Below are 15,331 nucleotides of genomic sequence, written 5' to 3' on the forward strand. Positions count from 1 at the left end.
TGGCCGCACTCACCCCTAACCATCGGAGGACTCCGATGTGTCGACGGTTCCAACTAGCACTGCTCGCCCTGTCCACGGCCCTGCTCACGGTCGCCACCTGGGCCGCGCCCGGCCATGCCGCGAGCGCGCCGAGCGCCGGCTTCAACGACTGGAACTGCCGTCCCTCCGCCGCGCACCCCGAACCCGTGCTGCTGTTGCACGGCCTGGGCGGCAACGGGCCCGGCAACATGCTCACCCTGGGCCCGGCCCTGGCCGCGGCGGACTACTGCGTCTACGCCCCCACATACGGCGAGGCGATATCAGGCATCCCGGTCGGCGGCCTGATCGCCATCGACACGTCCGCGCACGACATAGCCCGCACCATCGACCGGATCCTCGCCTCCACCAGCGCGGCAAAGCTCGACCTGGTCGGGCACTCTGAGGGTGCGTTCCAGTCGCTCTACATCCCCAAGTTCCTGCCCGGCTATGCAGCGAAGGTCGACAAGGTGGTGGCCATGGCCCCGCCGACCCACGGCACCACCTTCGCCGGCCTCATCACCATCGCGGACGACCTGGGCATCAGGTCCCAGGTGGACACCATCCTGGCCAGCGTCGGCTGCGTCGCCTGCACCGAGATCACCAGTGGCGGGCCCCTGGTCGCCAAGCTCAACACCGGGCCGATCGCCCAGCCCGGCATCGGCTACACCGTCATCGCCTCCACCAGCGACGAGCTGGTCACCCCCTACGGCACCGAGTACGTCAACGAACCCGGTGTCAGCAACGAGAGCGTCCAGAGCCTCTGCCCCTTCGACCCGGTCGGGCACATCGGCCTCGCCTACGACGGGGACGTGGCCGCCATGATCCTCAACGCACTCGACCCGGCCCATCCCGTGCCGGTGCGCTGCACCCTCGGCCCGGTCATCTGACCCGAGGACTCTGCGGGTGCCGGTCAATCATCGGGGCTGCGGACCGGCAGGCAGTGATGGCCGCTCCAGCCTCGCTGACCCCTGTGGGCGCGGACGTAGGAAACGAGGCTTTCGACCCATATCACCGGGGACAACGCGGCGAAGTACCCGCAGGCTTCGTCGCACGCCTGGCTGATCCAGCACAAGCTGGCCAACCACCCCGGCAGCAAGGCCGACAGCAAGCCGCTGTACTGCGGTTCGATGGCCGGGTTCGCAGCCTTCAACGCGAACCAGCGACTGCTGGACCGTGACCCGTACTGGCTGAACACGAACATGCGCGCGGCGTGCTCCGCCGACAGTACGACCGTGAAGTGCACCATGACCGCGAACAACCAGTAGGAGCAGCACCCCGCTCACAGGGGGCGCCGCGCCGAAAGGGCGCGGCGTCCCCGCTGCTACCGGTTCCGGTTCACGCCGGCGAGGGCAGGTGCACGGCGGGCAGCAGCCCCAGCTCGATCTCCCGACGCGGCAGCGACAGCCCGAGATGCTCGCCCACCGCCGCGAACAACCGCTTCGCCAACTCCTCGGCCTCGTCCTCGGGGTCCTCGCAGCCGGGGAAGGTGTCCCGCACCGCCCCGGCCCGGCGCATGGCCGCGTCCAGCGCGGCGAACGTCCCGAGCCGGTCCCTGGGCGGGACCGCGGTCTCCAGCAGGCTGTCACCGGGCTCGCCGGAACTCACTTCGCCGGCTGCGTCGACGCAGCACATCCACGGGTGCTCGTGCAGGAAGCGGTCCAGGCAGATGAGTTCGTCGCTCTGCTCCACCAAGGCGTCCTGGCCCAGCCGGTCGAGGAAGACGAAGTGCCAGGTGGACCCACGTCGTGCGATCCTTCCCGCCCTTCGTCAACGCCCGGCGTGATGTGTAGCCAGCGATGTTCGACCGGAGTGACGGGGAGCCCGGCGTCCAGGAGGGTCTGGTTCGAGTCCGTGACCAGCTGCGCGAGGGCATCGTGGCGCGGGGCGTCCCAGTCACCTCGACGTCCCAGTGGAGCAGGGCCCCGGTGTCCCAAGACGCCTTACCCTGCTTGAAGTTGAAGGCTCGCATCGATCGGGAACGTAGTCGCTGATGCCTCCAGACGGTGTCGGTTGCGGGTTGCCAGAAATACCGCTTGCCTCGTGTTCAGGCGCTGAGAGCTTCGGCGAGTCGTGCGCGGGGCCGGCCGGTGAGGGCGTCACGCAGCGCCTCGGCCCGGGTCTGCACCAGCCCGGTCCGGTAGCCCGCCGGGAGCTTGTTCCACGTGGCGGTTGCCATGTCGGCGGCGGTCTGGGGGTCCTTGTCGATGCGAAGGCATTGCGCGTGGTCGAGGACCAGGAGGGCGCGGGTCATGACGGAGGGCGAGTCGGTGAGGGCAGGGGCGGCTTCCTGCTCGGCGCGGGCCGACGTGGTGTCGCCGAGCAGCGTGTACGCCTGGGAGAGGTGGACGCTGTGCTTCTGAGCCGGGTATCCGAACCAGTTGTCCGCCAGAGCGATGTTGTCCAGCTGCTCGATCATGTCCTGGGTCTGTTCGACGGCTTTGCGTGCGCCGTTTCGGTTGCCGAGGCCAGCAAGGGCCCTTGCGTTCACGGCGGAGGCCAGTGCGGCTGCCGCGCTGGGCGTGGTGCCGGCTACGCGTTGGGCACGTGCGGCGCGGCGTGCGGCCGGTGATCCCGGCAGCGGTCCGCACTAACGTGGCTCGGTCCCGGGCGGTGTGCGGGCGGTCCAGGACCTGGCCGAGCAGCTTGAGGTCGTCTTGCATCTGCCCAAGGTCCCGTTGCGGGTCGCGTCCACGGTAACCGCCGGTGTTCCGCTCGAAGACCGACTCCAGGTAGGCGATGTCGGCGGCGTTGCTGGACCCCGAGAGAGCAGCGTCGATGCCCTCGTGTGCCTCAGCGAGTCCTGCCAGTGCTTCTGTGCCGGCCACGGCGAGCATCCCGGCGATGAATACGCGTCGTTTCACGGGCGGTACCTCCTGGCCGTCTTGCCTCGTCGCCATCTTCTGTTGCAGCCGGTACGCCTTCGAGATGGCCCTGGTGCGGACGATCTCCGAGACGGGGATGCCGAGCACCTCTTCAATACTGCTGTGGTATCGCTTGGTTGGGAGCCGGATTTCGAGTTCCCATCGCTTGAGGTTGTCCGGGTCGAAGTCTTCGCCGAGTACCTCGGCGATGCGCAGAACCACCTCTTCGCGAGTCAGATTCGCCTGATCACGGCTGCTGCGCAGCAGGTTCCCTATCCCGTCCGGTGCCATCATCCGCCTGCTCCCAAACGTCGTCGACGCGCGCGGGTGGGCCTTCGACCGGCCCCGGGGTGCCAGGAAATTGACACCGCTTGTGGCACTGGGGACTTACCACGCAGGGGAGTTGACTAAGCGTCATGAGGGCTGCCCAGTCGGCCCCTGGCGACTCCTCGACGGGAAGAGGTCTCCTCGTGATGCAGAACACCGAAGCCCCGGCCCAGCAGAGTCCGCGGCGTGCGGCATGGAACCGGATCGGCACCATCGTCATCCCCGACGTCCTGTCGGCGGACAGGTTTACCGCGATCAAGTCGGAGGCCGCCGAGCGCCTGGACAAAGCGACGCCACACGTGCACGACCACACGGCCGCGCACCGCGACGGGTCCTTCGCGACGCCGGTGCACTGCGCGTTCATCGAGCCCGGACCGGCCCTGGAGACTCTGGCGTACGACAAGGAGCTGCTGTCGGCCGTGCGCGAGCACACCGGGATCCCGCGGCTGGTGCCCCGGGGCGGCGCCGTCGTCGGCTACCGGGAGGGGGACTTCCAGTGCCTGCACCTGGACTCCATCAAGTCGACGGTCACCGTGGCGTTCGCGCTCACTGAGGACCTGCCGGCGATGGGGTGGGCGCCGCACCTGTACAACGCGAGCGGCGACGTGCTGGGCAAGGTGGTCGCCGATCACGGGATGTTCCCCGAGGGCGGCGAGTTCACCACGCTCCAGCACCCGTACGGCGAGGAGGGGGCAGTGCGGGCGTTCGCTGGGTACAGCGTCCCGCACTGGCGCCGTCCGATGACCAGCGAGGGACTGCTGGTCACGATGGAATTCTTCGACCTGTGAGCGGGGGCGTCATGCTGCGGCAGCAGTGGCTGGCGACGGGGCGGGCAGACGTGCCGCCGGAGGCGATCGACGAGAGCCTGTGGGAGGAGGTCGCCGCGGAGGCCGACAGGTGCGAGCAGTACGCGGTGGTGCGCCACAACCAGCGGCCGGGTCTGCTGGCGATGCGGGACGGCTCGATCACCTCCCCCCCCAGCGGTGCCGGGTCCACCCCGGCGGGCCGGCGGTCAACGCCCTGGCGCGTTCCAAGGGGCTCGCCGACGTGGCGGCCGAGGCGACCGGTAACTCCACGATGACGGCGATCCGGATGGGGCTGAAGTACTACAGCCCCGGCGACTACATGCATATGCACCGCGACGACGGCAAGTGCGAGATCACGTTCTCGAGCGGGCTGACGCCGGACCTGGGCCCGATGGGCTGGCTGCCGAATCTGCGCTTCCTCAGTACCGACCAGGTCATCGAACAGCTCGCGGGCACTCCCTGCCCCGACGGGGGCGAACCGTTCCCGATCGGCTACCGCACCCTGGCCGGGTTCGACGGAAGTCGGACCCCTCACTGGCGCACCCCGCTCGACACCAGCTCGCGCGAGGTGCTGCTCACCATCTGCTTCACCGACCTCACGGTGTAGCAGTCCCTTCGAGTAGGAGGAACACGCCCATGGCCCCTCAGATCACGAAGTCGTCGACCACCAAGGCGTTCGACCCGGCGGACTTCATCACCGACCTCCACGCGGAGGGCCAGCTTCCGCAGAACGCGGGCGGCGACCCGGCCGTGCCGGACGGCGCCTTCCCCGACGCCCACGCCTACGAGCTCCCGGCGGTCTGATCCGGCCCGCCTCCCCGTACGACGGACCGCCGCCGCTGTGCCTCTGCCCGGGGCGCGGGGCGGCGGCCCTGCATGCACAGCAGACTCCGCATCCGGAAAGGAGGGGGACGCACGCATACGCACTGCTTCGACGGCACTCACCGCACCCGCCCGCCGGGGCAGACCTGGCAGGGCGTCAAGCCGCTGCTGGCCGGCTTCGGCATCACCCGTGTCGCTGACGTCACCGGCCTCGACGATCTCGGCATCCCGGTCACGATGGCCGTACGACCGCTCGCGCGGACGCTGTCGGTCGCCCAGGGCAAGGGCGTCACCCTGGACGCGGCCCGCGTCTCCGGCGCCATGGAAGCCATCGAGGTGTGGCACGCCGAGCGTGCCCTCCCGCCCGTCTCCCTCACTCAGGCCGCGGCGGCAGACCTCCGGTTGCCGTACGCGCTCGCGGACTTGGAGCAGCATCCCGGCAGCCTCATGACCGACCGTGTGCGTCTGGACTGGATCACCGCGCGCTCCGCTCTCGACGACGCCGAGACCCTCGTGCCCCTGGCCGCGGTGCGGCTGGGCCGTACGGCCCACGACGACTGGCGCCAGCATCTGTCCGGCGCCTCCACGAACGGCCTGGCGTCCGGGAATACCCGGGCCGAGGCGATGGTGCACGGCCTGTGCGAGGCGATCGAGCGCGACGTCCTGTCCGGTCTCACGGACGCGGACCAGGCCGAGCTGGTGGACGCATCGACGGTGAACGCGCCGTACTGCGCCGACCTGCTGGAGCGGCTCGCCGAGCGAGGCTGCTGGTGGGAGCTTCGGCATGTGCCCACCGGTACGGGGTCCCGGTGATGTGCTGCCACCTGTGGCGCGAGGACCAGTCAGCGGCCGTCGTCGCCGGTTCCGGCGCCCACCCCGACCCGGGCGTCGCCCTGTCGCGGGCGATCACCGAGGCCGCCCAGACGCGGCTCACGCTGATCAGCGGGAGCCGTGAGGACAACCAGCCGCTTGCCTACCGCCCCGGCCCGCACTGTGCCCCCGATCCTTCCGTCGGGAACCCGATGCCGTGGCCGGCGATCGCGGGCCGCTACGGCGCCCACGCCGACACCGACACCGAGCTCGCGCACGATCTGGCGACCGCCGTGACCACCGCGGCCGGACGCGCACCTCTGGTGGTGGATCTGACGTGGGGGTCCTACGAGCGCGAGGAGTTCGCCGTGGTCAAGGTGTGCGCCCCCACCCTGCGCTACACCGTTCGGCACACCGTGCCCCGCCCTCGGAAGGCCGCCTGATGAGCACGCATGTCTTCGTCGGCCCGACCATCACCTCGGCCCGCATCACGAGCATCCTGCCGGGCGCGGTCGTGCACCCGCCCGTCCAGCACGGGGACCTCCTCCGCCTTCCCCTGAAGGCCGGCGACCGTGTCCTGATCATCGACAGGCTGTGGCACCAGAGCGCACCCGTGCGGCACAAAGAGATCCTGATGCTCCTGGCCCGGGGAGTCGCCGTCTACGGGGCATCCAGCATGGGTGCGCTGCGCGCCGCCGAGCTGGCCCCGTACGGAATGATCGGCCTCGGGCGGATCTACCGGGCCTTACGCAGCGGGCTGATGGACGACGACGACGTCGCGGTCCTCCAGGAGCCGGACGGCCGGCCGCTGACGCAGGCCCTCGTGAACCTCCGGGCCGCGTTCGAACGCGCCGCAGTTGCCAACCGCATCACCGGGTCCGAGGCACAGGCCCTGACTGAGACCGCGCGTCGGCTGCCCTCCACGCAGCGCACTCGCACCGCGCTGGGCCGTCTTATGGCCGAAGACGGAGTCGGCGACGTCTACACGACAGCCGACATCTGGGGATGCGGCACCCCGTACGACCTCAAGCGGGAGGATGCCGAGACCGCCCTGCGCGTCCTGGCCAAAGACCACTCCACGGCCGCGGAGGCGCCGACACCGGGATGGGTGGAGGAGCCGTGGCAGACCAGCTTCGTCCGCTACTGGAGCGCCGCCTTCGCCCCCGCAGCCGACAGTGGCCTTCCGTTTCTGCCGCTGCTCCAGCACCAGCAGCTCTACGACCCCGCGTTCTCCCGGCGCTGGCGCACCCACGTCCTGTCCCGCCTCCTCGCCCCCGGCGGCCAACGCCCAGTCCACAAGGGTGCCGTTGAAGACTTCGCGGCTCGTCGCGGCCTGGCACTGGCCGACCTCACAGCCCAGCAGCTCTCCTACTGGCTCACCGCGTATGAACAGGTCCATGTCGACTCGGGCGAGCAGCTGATCCTCCTCATGGTGCGCTCGGCGCGCCTGGACGACGCCTGGCCCGTCTACCCGGTCTCGCGCGCCGAATCAGGTCCGCTGTTCAACGCCGAGCTGCCGACGGAAGACCACGTGCTGCACGCTCTGCGGGTGAACGCCTCCGCGCTGGCCGAGAATCCGGGGCACACCACCGCGCATCTCGCCGCCGACCGGATCGCCGCCCACTTGCTCAGTCATTGGGGCCTGACCGCGGACGCCGGTGCCGATGAGCGTGACGCTGCCGCCCGCGACCGCGGCCTGCGCAGCTTCACCGCTGCCGTCGAAATCGACCGGGCTTTCTACCTCGACGCGCTCACCAGCGTCTCCTCCGCCACTTCCACCGGGGCGAGAGCCAGCGCCCGGACCTGACGCAACAGCAACGGCACGATCATGGCCGCCACGATGGCGGCGGCCCCGGCGGCGAGCGTCGCCCGCACCCCGAAGTACGCGCTCGCCGGTCCGGCGGCCAGATACCCCAGCGGGACCGGCAGCACCTGCCCGAGCGTGGAGTACGACATGACTCGGCTCAGCTTCTCCTTCGGGATGCGCTCCTGGACCAGGCTCGCCCAGACGGTCGTGCTCAGGGACAGACCGGTCCCGGCCGCGCACGCGGCGAACGCCACGAGCACGAGCGGCAGATGGGCGGCCATCGCCGCCAGCGGCAGCGCCATCGCGCCCGTCCCCACGCACACCACCACGCCGACGCGCCGCACCTTCCACATCAGGGCCGCGGCGGCACCCAGCACCAGGCCGCCGGTGAAGGCGCTGACCACCAGACCCCACCCCGCGGCACCGCCCAGGAAGTCCTTGCCGTAGACAGGGCCGAGCATCTGGTAGCCGACCAGCCACACCGGCACGACGACCGAGCCCTGAACCACCATCACCCACAGCCAGCGCCGCGACCAGAAGTCGTCCCACCCCTCACGAAGATGAGCCACGAACCCGGTGCGCACCTTCGCCTTCGCGGGCGCCAGGTCGAGACGGGCACACAGAACGGCCGCCGCCGCGAACGTCACGGCGTCCCAGCCGATCACCCAGCTCGACCCGATGACAGCGACCAGCACGCCGCCCACCGCCGGACCCGCAACCTTGACCGTGTTCTGACCGATCTTGAGCAGCGCGTTCGCCGCGTACCGCAGCTCGGCCGGCACCACCTCCACCACGACCCCGCCGGCGGCCGGGGTAAAGAAGCTGCTCGCCGCGCCGCACAGCGCGGACACCGCCACCAGATGCCACACCTGCGCCGCCCCGGACCACAGCAGAACAGCCGCGACGGCTTCGGCACCGGCGCTGAGGATGTTCGCCCACACCATTACGGTGGCCCGCGACCAGCGGTCGGCCACCACCCCACCGATCAGAAGGAGCAGGATCTGCGGCACCATGTTGGCCGCGAGCACCAGACCGAGCCCGGAAGCACTCCCGCCGAGGTGCAGTACGGCGAACGCCATGCCGATCGGAGCCACGGCTGAGCCGGTCCAGGACAGCATCCGGGCCGTGAAGTGCAGCCGGAACGCACGGACGGCGAGCGGCGCGCCCGCCTCCCTGAGCCTGGTCCGCAGTGGTATGCGCGGCACCGGAGAAGAGCTGCTCCGAACCGGCCACCACGGCATGCGCATGATCCAACTCCGCCCAGTAAGCACGAGACCCGGCACCAGAACGGCACCGGGACAGGCGCCAACCCTAGGGCACCAGGAAGATCACGTGTCGCCGATGCATCGCAAAGCCCATCCTTCTTCGGTTGCCGTCAGCAATCCGCCACGTCATGATCAACCTCCGTGTCGCACGACTCGCCCAGCCCCTCGCCTCCACCCAGACAGGCTCCGGGGAGAACGCCGCAGGGCCTGCCTGGGGCCCGCCCAGGGAGCCCAAAAACTGGCGATCGAAATGTGCGGTAGCCCGTCGGAGAGGACCAATCGCTGACCAGTGAACCCTCGGATTGGCCCCGAATCGCTTCGCATCCAACGCGAGCTTCTCGCAGCCGATACGAGAAATGGAGCGAGGGTCTGTTCCCGTGTCCTCTGCTGCCTGGTCAGGTCAGGAAGAAGGGGATCAGGACGAGGTCGATGTCCCACGGCCAAGGCTCCGTGTGTGAGACCGGGATGTCATCACTCCTACTTCCCGGACCACCAATGGTAGTAGAGCCTGCCCGGTAGGCCCAACAACCGGCCCCTCGGTCACTCCCTATAGTCGGAGACGCCGGAGGGCCAACGCGCGGTGCACCGTATCCGAGTCCACGCCCTTCGACCGCTTCCTGCCATGTGGCACAGTCCCCGGTATGTACGGCGATCGGCATCGCGTCGCGGTGGAGCCTGTGGTCGAGGAGCCAGTCGAGAGGCGAAAGCGGCGGAATCCTGCTGACGTGCCGTCACTGGATGTGGCTGGACCGTGCCTTGCGCCATTCCCACCGAGCCAAGAGGGAAAACGTTACGGTGGCACACCGTGCCAGGACGGCCATGGCTGCTTCAAGGGCGCCACTGTCGGCGTCGGGATTGGACTCCGAAGAGCGCCTCGATCCAGTGGGCCCATACCAGCACCAGGACGAATGCAAGGCCGCTGAGAAAGGCGCCCGCTGTCTCCACCCACCCACGCAGCTTCATCCCACGCCCACGGCCCTCCGTGGTGACAACGCACCCCCGCTCCTTCCATCGTGGACCCGTTTGTGTGGCTCGCATCTTCTGGCCGTAGGCACGAAGCCGGTCGGATCCGCCCGATCGACGCTGGTCCGTCACTCCAGTAGCGGCCTCTCAACGGGCGATTCATAATCGAAACGGGGACAGCCCGGAGAGTTCAAACCATGGCTACGTTGCCGAGCCGACTGTGCCACGCCTTCTCTCTCATCCCCACTGTGCTCAGGAAGTTCCCTGCTCTTCTGTGGGTGACGGGGGAGGTATGCCGAGCTGTCCGGCGAAGGTGCCAGGATCCAGGGCCGGACCCCTGTCACCCATCCCTCCAGGACGTTCATGTAGGTAACAGCAACATGATAATGACCGCTCGTGCAGCGTCGTAAAAGTCGCAGGATCTCCCTGGTTGCCTCATTGTGCTGTCCATGAGCCAAGACGACGCCGCCCCATTGAGCGGCGAAGACGGTGGACCGCAGACTCTGACAGGGCTCGCGCAAACCCCCCATCCACATCCGGAATTGGAGCAACCAACCCTTGCCGTCAGAGTGCGACTGGTCTGTCTCAGTTTTCTGATGCTATTCACAGAACTGGCGCTGATTCGCTGGACCGCTGCCAACAACGTCCATTTGGCCTACGTCACTAATTTTGTTCTGCTCGCCAGCTTCCTTGGCATCGGGGTGGGCTTTCTACGGGCTAAGTCCCGACATGACCTGTCCGTGTGGGCAGCACCCGCCCTTGCCACTCTGGTCGCATTCGTGCTCGCGTACCCCGTCAAGCTGACCCAGCTCTTCACGCTTCAGGGCAGGAACGGTGAGGCGCCGCTCCCCAAGTGGATCAGCCTGCCGGTGATCTTTTTGCTCACGGTGCTCGTGATGGCAGGCATCGGCGAAGGAGTGGCCCGCACCTTCGCCCGCTTCCGTCCCCTTGCCGCCTACCGGCTTGACATCCTCGGCAGCATTGCGGGTATCACCGTCTTCTCCGGTATCGCGTTCCTGGACCTTCCTCCGGTCGCGTGGGGGCTGATCACTGCGGCCGGATTCGCCGTCCTGCTCGGACGGCGGCGCTGGTGGCAGGCGCTAGCCACGGGGGTCTCGCTGGTATTGATGGTGACGCTGCTTGCCGTGGAGTCAGTCGTCCCCAACACCTACTGGTCGCCGTACTACAAGGTGACGACCACTCAGCCATCGCCCGGTGTCTTGAAGGTATGGGCCAACAACATCCCGCATCAGACGGCGTACTCGGTCACGTCAGAGCACGGTTTCTATTTCTTTCCCTACCGTCATGTGGGCCCGGCCTCGTTGAACAATGTGCTGGTCGTGGGCGCGGGTACCGGCAACGACGTGGCCGTCGCCCTGTCCGAGGGGGCCAAGCACGTCGATGCGGTGGAGATTGACCCTGTCCTGCAGCAGCTCGGAGCTGCCCATCACCCCGACCGCCCTTACCAGAACCCCCGGGTCAGCGTGCACATCACAGACGGGCGCGCATACCTGCAACAAACCCACCAACGCTACGATCTGATCTTGTTCGCACTGCCCGACTCGCTCACGCTCCTGCCTGGCCAGTCGAACCTACGCCTGGAGAATTACCTGCTAACGGAGCAGTCGATCCGTGAAGCCAAGGCCCACCTGCGTCCCACCGGCACATTCGCGATGTACAACTACTACGAGCCATTCCTGCTCGACCGGTTCGCGGGCACCCTCACCGCCGTGTATGGCCATTTTCCCTGCGCCGAGATCACAGGCGCCCTGGGTGGCCGAAATCGGGCCGTTCTCACCAGCACCATTTCGGGACCCATCCCGTCCTGCTCAACGGTCTGGCATGGCCAGGCAAGCGCACCTGCCACCGACGATCATCCGTTCCCCTACCTGCCTACCAACACAATCCCGCCGTTCTATCTGTGGACGCTGGCACTCATCCTGGCCGCCTCGCTCTTCCTCGTGCGCGCGGCCGGCGGGGCCCTCCGGCGCATGACCCGCTACCTCGACCTCATGTTCATGGGCGGCGCGTTCCTGCTGTTGGAAACCAAGAACGTCGTCCAATTCGCGCTACTGTTCGGGACGACCTGGTTCGTCAACTCCCTCGTCTTCGCCGGAGTCCTTCTCAGCGTAGCGGCCGCAATCGAAACTGCTCGCCGGCTGCGCCTGCGACCTACGCCTGCACTCTACGGCGCCCTGATGGCAGCCCTGGCGGTCGCCTGGCTGGTACCCGCAGACGCCTTGCTCGCCCTCTCCCCGGTACCGCGTTTCCTCGCGGCCGCCTCCATCGCGTTCGCGCCGATCTTCATTGCCAACCTCGTCTTCGCCGCCCGCTTCAAAAGCGTCCAGGATTCGACCTCCGCGTTCGGCGCGAACCTGCTGGGCGCAATGATCGGCGGGGCACTCGAGTACACCGCGCTCATCACCGGTTACCGTGCACTCCTTATCGTCACGGCGACCCTCTACGGTCTCGCGTTCCTCTTCGGCCGAAGGGTCGGCGCCACCAAGGTCCTCCCCTCCCATTAGATGAGAGCCTGTTGCGAAAGTCCGTGTTGAGGTTCTAACGGCGACGGAACCGTGGGGCTTTCCGGGGTGGTTCTGCTACTGCTGTCCGGAAGAGTTCGGCGGTGTCGGGATGTGGACCGTTGTCCGCCCTTGGCGAATTGCTGTCTGCCGATGCTTGGAGTTTCACTCCATGAGCGGTATTCAAGGGCGAAGGCAGGTAGCAGCGACCTGCCTCGGCCTTGGGTGTCGCTCGTGCAGCGGCGTTGAAGGAGAGGCGCAAACCGATGGCAACAGGCGTAGTGAAGTGGTTCAACGTCGATAAGGGATTCGGATTCATCCAGCAGGATGACGGCGGACCGGACGTGTTCGTCCACTTCCGGGCCATCCAGTCCACCGGGTTCAAGGAGCTGTACGAGGGCGACAGGGTCGAGTACACGGTGACGCAGGGACCGAAGGGACCGCAGGCGGAGAACGTCGTTCGGCAGAAGCAATGATGCCGGATCATGCATAGGGGCTCCGTACCGGCCGTGAGGTCGCTGGGACGGAGCCCCGGCTACTGATTCCCCACCAGGTGCGCCAGGCCGGCTGCGCTTGCCTCCTCGGTGAGAGGAAAATCGGGGAAGGCGCCCGGTAAGCCGAAGACTCTGTGATGCCGGTCAGCTCACCCAACAGGATGGCGATGGGGATCCGCCAGCGGACTTCGGTTTGGGCTACGGCCACCATGGTGACCGGCAGCGCGTGTGTCAGACTCAGCGACTTCCCGGATCCATCCGGGCGCCTGTTCGATCGGCACGCGTGCGGGAGGGACATGCGATGGCCAGACAGGATGTGAAGGACGAGGTCCTCTATCTGCGGGCGGCGGGGCTGGATCTGGGCAAGCGATTCCTGCTGGCGTGCGTACGCACGCCGTGCTCGAAGCGGCCCGGGACCTGGACGCTGGAGACCGAGCGGTTCGCCACCACCCCGGCCGAGATCCGGCGGCTGCTGGCCTGGCTGCTCGAGCGCCGGGTCGAGGTGGTGGTGCTCGAGGCCGCCTCGGACTATTGGCGCCACCTCTACTACACCTTGCAGCCGCACCTCAACCTGATGCTGGTCAACCCGGCCCATCTCAAGGTCATTCGGGGGCGCAAGAGCGACCCCAGCGACGCCGCGTTCCTGGCCGCGCGGGCGCCTCGGGCATGGTGTGGGCTCCTTCGTGCCCAAGCGGGAGATCCGCGAACTGCGGGACCTGACCCGCCGCCGCTCGCAGCTGAACACGGCACGCGGGCAGGAGGCCCAGCGGCTGGAGAAGGAACTCGAGGACACCGGGATGAAGCTGTCCTCGGTGCGTAGCGACATCACCGGAGCCAGCGGACGTGCCAGCATCAACGCGCTGATCGGCGGCGAGCGTGCCCCCCAGGCGCTGGCCGACCTGGCCATCCGGCGGGCCCGCAGTAAGATCCCGGCCCTGGTTGAGGCACTGGACGGTACGTTCACCGAGCATCACGCGTTCATGTGCCGGCACTACCTCAACGAGATCGACCGCCTCACCGCCATGGCCGACCAGTTGGACCAGCGGATCACCACGCTGCTGACCCGTCTGGAGCACAACAAGGACGTCGAGAATCTGGACACCATCCCCGGTATCGGCCCTGCGGCGGCTGAGATCCCACGCCGTCGCCGCCGGTGATGCCACTCAAGGCTGGAAGCCGCCGTTGATCCAGTCCTGGAACATCTGAACCCGTTGTTGGTCCCACGGCGGCTCGCCACTGTCGGGTGGGGGCATGGAGCCGCTGGACACCTGGTCGAGCACATCCTGTGCATGCCCCGGGTCGGACATATACGTGAAGTCGTCCAGCAGAACGCCCATCGGCCGCATGTGATCGATGTCCATGGCGGTGAACAACGGGCGGATGTCCCTCGCATAACTCACAGTGTTGGGCACGCCTGCGTCCCTCCGATATCAATGCATTTGCGTGAGCGTCCAGGTATTGGTGTCCGCCCTCGATGCCGACGAACCGCGTGCGCCGCAGGTTCAGCAAGACGAGTACGTGCAAGGAAGGCGACGTGCGGCGGCGCGGAACGCTGGAGTCGTACTTCTGGCTCCTGGCAACTCCCGCGGCACACCACTACCGTCGATTCCACGTGCAAGCATGGGGCCACTTCGTTGCGACCAGAACTCATCAACGAGGCGCATCAGCACCGCTTGGGGGAGTCGAGGAGGCGTAGAACTCACCTGCTGTCGGCTGAGCCGGGTCTGGTCTGTCAACGGCCATTTCGTTCGGCTCTGATCCACTTGGTGTGGTCCGGTCGCAGAGCGTCACGGTGGGCTCGATCAGTGAGCAGTGCGTGCTGTTCAGAGTCCAAGCAGCTCGGCGAGAGTGTCGCCGAGGACGCGGTCGCGCAGTGTTCCTGGGCGGGTGACGCGTTCGACGGTCATGCGGGAGAGAACCGGGTCGCCGTAGGGGGCGTCCGAGCCGAAGAGCGTGCGGTCGGGTACTTCGTTAATCGCCAGTCGGACTGCGAAGATGATGTCGGCCGTCGACAGCTCTAGGAACATATTCGGGGTGTCCCGTACCACCTCGATTGCGGTCAGCCAGTGTGCGCCGCCGAGTTGGCTGATCACCAGGGGAACGGTCGGATAGCGGCGCGCGAGGCCGGCCAGGGTGGTCAGGTCGCCCTCGGTGGTCGGTGCGGCTCCGTGCACGACCACCGGGAGCTGACCGTTATCGGCGGCTGCGCGCAGGACCGGCTCGATCCGGCTGGCCTGGCCGGGGGGCGGAGTCAGCTCACCGATGCCGCGGAAGCCCCGGCCGACCACGTCTCGTTCGACATCCGCGGTGATCTCCTCGGCGGGCAGGTCGAGCCTGAGGGAACGGAAGCCGATGAATCGGTCAGGATGTGCTGCGACAGCGGCGTCGAGTTCCTGCCATGCAGTCTGGTACCCGTCGCGGCCGTTGGCGCGGCCGCCGGTCGCACCACCCAGTGCGTTCATCTCGCGTCGCAACGAGGCCAGGTCGTCGGCCCGTTCCGGATGTGGCCGGGTGGCGAACAGGACAGCGCGATCCACTCCTGCTTCATCCAGCAGGTCGATGTGGGTGTGCAGGGGGTCGTGGACATGGCTGTGCGCATCGATGATCACTGACTTCTCCTGGTCAAGGCAGGGATT

The 15,331-nt window shown here is 67.8% G+C and carries 14 protein-coding genes and 2 pseudogenes; 11 read left to right on the forward strand and 5 right to left on the reverse strand.

Translation table 11 applies throughout. The features are described 5' to 3' along the window. Positions 1–35 precede the first annotated feature (35 nt). Both AB5L52_RS00375 and AB5L52_RS00380 read left to right on the forward strand, forming a co-directional pair. Positions 36–905 carry an alpha/beta fold hydrolase gene (locus tag AB5L52_RS00375; protein WP_351580720.1) on the forward strand — a complete coding sequence of 290 codons (870 nt, stop codon included), beginning with the start codon at positions 36–38 and terminating at the stop codon, positions 903–905. Between the two features lie 240 nt (positions 906–1,145). Beyond that, positions 1,146–1,283, forward strand: coding sequence for a hypothetical protein (locus tag AB5L52_RS00380; RefSeq protein WP_369362193.1), 138 nt, complete (start codon positions 1,146–1,148; stop codon positions 1,281–1,283). A gap of 70 nt (positions 1,284–1,353) precedes the next feature. Here AB5L52_RS00380 and AB5L52_RS00385 read toward each other — a convergent pair whose 3' ends face one another. Together AB5L52_RS00385 and AB5L52_RS00390 are read right to left on the reverse strand one after the other, a co-directional pair. Continuing rightward, positions 1,354–1,707 (reverse strand): hypothetical protein, encoded by a 354-nt coding sequence (locus AB5L52_RS00385; protein WP_369362194.1) that lies wholly within the window; start codon positions 1,705–1,707, stop codon positions 1,354–1,356. Between the two features lie 355 nt (positions 1,708–2,062). After that, positions 2,063–2,434, reverse strand: a complete 372-nt coding sequence (locus tag AB5L52_RS00390) for a hypothetical protein (RefSeq protein WP_351577311.1) — start codon at positions 2,432–2,434, stop codon at positions 2,063–2,065. A 918-nt stretch (positions 2,435–3,352) separates the two neighbouring features. Between AB5L52_RS00390 and AB5L52_RS00395 the strand changes: the two genes are divergently transcribed. From AB5L52_RS00395 to AB5L52_RS00415, 5 genes and pseudogenes are all read left to right on the forward strand, one after another. Then, positions 3,353–3,994, forward strand: coding sequence for a hypothetical protein (locus AB5L52_RS00395; RefSeq protein ID WP_369362195.1), 642 nt, complete (start codon positions 3,353–3,355; stop codon positions 3,992–3,994). Between the two features lie 259 nt (positions 3,995–4,253). Further along, a complete protein-coding gene (locus tag AB5L52_RS00400; protein WP_369362196.1) occupies positions 4,254–4,619 on the forward strand; it encodes a hypothetical protein in 366 nt (121 codons plus the stop codon). A 29-nt stretch (positions 4,620–4,648) separates the two neighbouring features. Further along, positions 4,649–4,816 carry a hypothetical protein gene (locus tag AB5L52_RS00405; protein WP_351577319.1) on the forward strand — a complete coding sequence of 56 codons (168 nt, stop codon included), beginning with the start codon at positions 4,649–4,651 and terminating at the stop codon, positions 4,814–4,816. A gap of 72 nt (positions 4,817–4,888) precedes the next feature. After that, positions 4,889–6,087, forward strand: a pseudogene (locus tag AB5L52_RS00410) (YcaO-like family protein). Further along, positions 6,087–7,451 carry a TfuA-like protein gene (locus tag AB5L52_RS00415; protein ID WP_369362197.1) on the forward strand — a complete coding sequence of 455 codons (1,365 nt, stop codon included), beginning with the start codon at positions 6,087–6,089 and terminating at the stop codon, positions 7,449–7,451. The pseudogene AB5L52_RS00410 and the gene AB5L52_RS00415 overlap by 1 nt, the downstream one beginning before the upstream one ends. On the opposite strand, the gene AB5L52_RS00420 is transcribed toward AB5L52_RS00415, so the two are convergent. Beyond that, positions 7,382–8,656 carry an MFS transporter gene (locus tag AB5L52_RS00420; RefSeq protein ID WP_369362198.1) on the reverse strand — a complete coding sequence of 425 codons (1,275 nt, stop codon included), beginning with the start codon at positions 8,654–8,656 and terminating at the stop codon, positions 7,382–7,384. The two genes, AB5L52_RS00415 and AB5L52_RS00420, sit on opposite strands and share 70 nt — an antisense overlap. Before the next feature lie 1,472 nt (positions 8,657–10,128). Between AB5L52_RS00420 and AB5L52_RS00425 the strand changes: the two genes are divergently transcribed. The 4 genes and pseudogenes from AB5L52_RS00425 to AB5L52_RS00440 all read left to right on the forward strand — a co-directional run bounded on the left by AB5L52_RS00425 (position 10,129) and on the right by AB5L52_RS00440 (position 13,852). After that, complete coding sequence (locus AB5L52_RS00425) at positions 10,129–12,204, forward strand: spermidine synthase (RefSeq protein WP_351029460.1); 2,076 nt, start codon at positions 10,129–10,131, stop codon at positions 12,202–12,204. 263 nt (positions 12,205–12,467) lie between these two features. Beyond that, positions 12,468–12,677 carry a cold-shock protein gene (locus AB5L52_RS00430; protein ID WP_351029461.1) on the forward strand — a complete coding sequence of 70 codons (210 nt, stop codon included), beginning with the start codon at positions 12,468–12,470 and terminating at the stop codon, positions 12,675–12,677. Positions 12,678–12,996: 319 nt separating this feature from the next. Then, positions 12,997–13,335: pseudogene (locus AB5L52_RS00435) on the forward strand (transposase); the annotation flags it as partial. A gap of 43 nt (positions 13,336–13,378) precedes the next feature. Further along, positions 13,379–13,852, forward strand: a complete 474-nt coding sequence (locus tag AB5L52_RS00440) for a hypothetical protein (protein WP_369369083.1) — start codon at positions 13,379–13,381, stop codon at positions 13,850–13,852. Positions 13,853–13,858: 6 nt separating this feature from the next. On the opposite strand, the gene AB5L52_RS00445 is transcribed toward AB5L52_RS00440, so the two are convergent. Next, positions 13,859–14,107, reverse strand: a complete 249-nt coding sequence (locus tag AB5L52_RS00445) for a hypothetical protein (RefSeq protein ID WP_351577338.1) — start codon at positions 14,105–14,107, stop codon at positions 13,859–13,861. A 411-nt stretch (positions 14,108–14,518) separates the two neighbouring features. After that, entirely contained in the window at positions 14,519–15,304 is a 786-nt protein-coding gene (locus tag AB5L52_RS00450) for an amidohydrolase family protein (protein ID WP_369362199.1), read from the reverse strand. Positions 15,305–15,331: the final 27 nt, after the last annotated feature.

Origin of the sequence: Streptomyces sp. CG4, from assembly GCF_041080655.1 — a bacterium.
In the GTDB taxonomy this organism is placed as follows: Bacteria; Actinomycetota; Actinomycetes; order Streptomycetales; family Streptomycetaceae; genus Streptomyces.

Bases quoted from the DNA above. Each gene is read 5' to 3' on its own strand.
- AB5L52_RS00375 (WP_351580720.1), top strand. From the start codon at position 36: ATGTGTCGACGGTTCCAACTAGCACTGCTCGCCCTGTCCACGGCCCTG.
- AB5L52_RS00380 (WP_369362193.1), top strand. From the start codon at position 1,146: ATGGCCGGGTTCGCAGCCTTCAACGCGAACCAGCGACTGCTGGACCGT.
- AB5L52_RS00390 (WP_351577311.1), bottom strand. From the start codon at position 2,434: ATGATCGAGCAGCTGGACAACATCGCTCTGGCGGACAACTGGTTCGGA.
- AB5L52_RS00395 (WP_369362195.1), top strand. From the start codon at position 3,353: ATGCAGAACACCGAAGCCCCGGCCCAGCAGAGTCCGCGGCGTGCGGCA.
- AB5L52_RS00405 (WP_351577319.1), top strand. From the start codon at position 4,649: ATGGCCCCTCAGATCACGAAGTCGTCGACCACCAAGGCGTTCGACCCG.
- AB5L52_RS00415 (WP_369362197.1), top strand. From the start codon at position 6,087: ATGAGCACGCATGTCTTCGTCGGCCCGACCATCACCTCGGCCCGCATC.
- AB5L52_RS00425 (WP_351029460.1), top strand. From the start codon at position 10,129: ATGAGCCAAGACGACGCCGCCCCATTGAGCGGCGAAGACGGTGGACCG.
- AB5L52_RS00430 (WP_351029461.1), top strand. From the start codon at position 12,468: ATGGCAACAGGCGTAGTGAAGTGGTTCAACGTCGATAAGGGATTCGGA.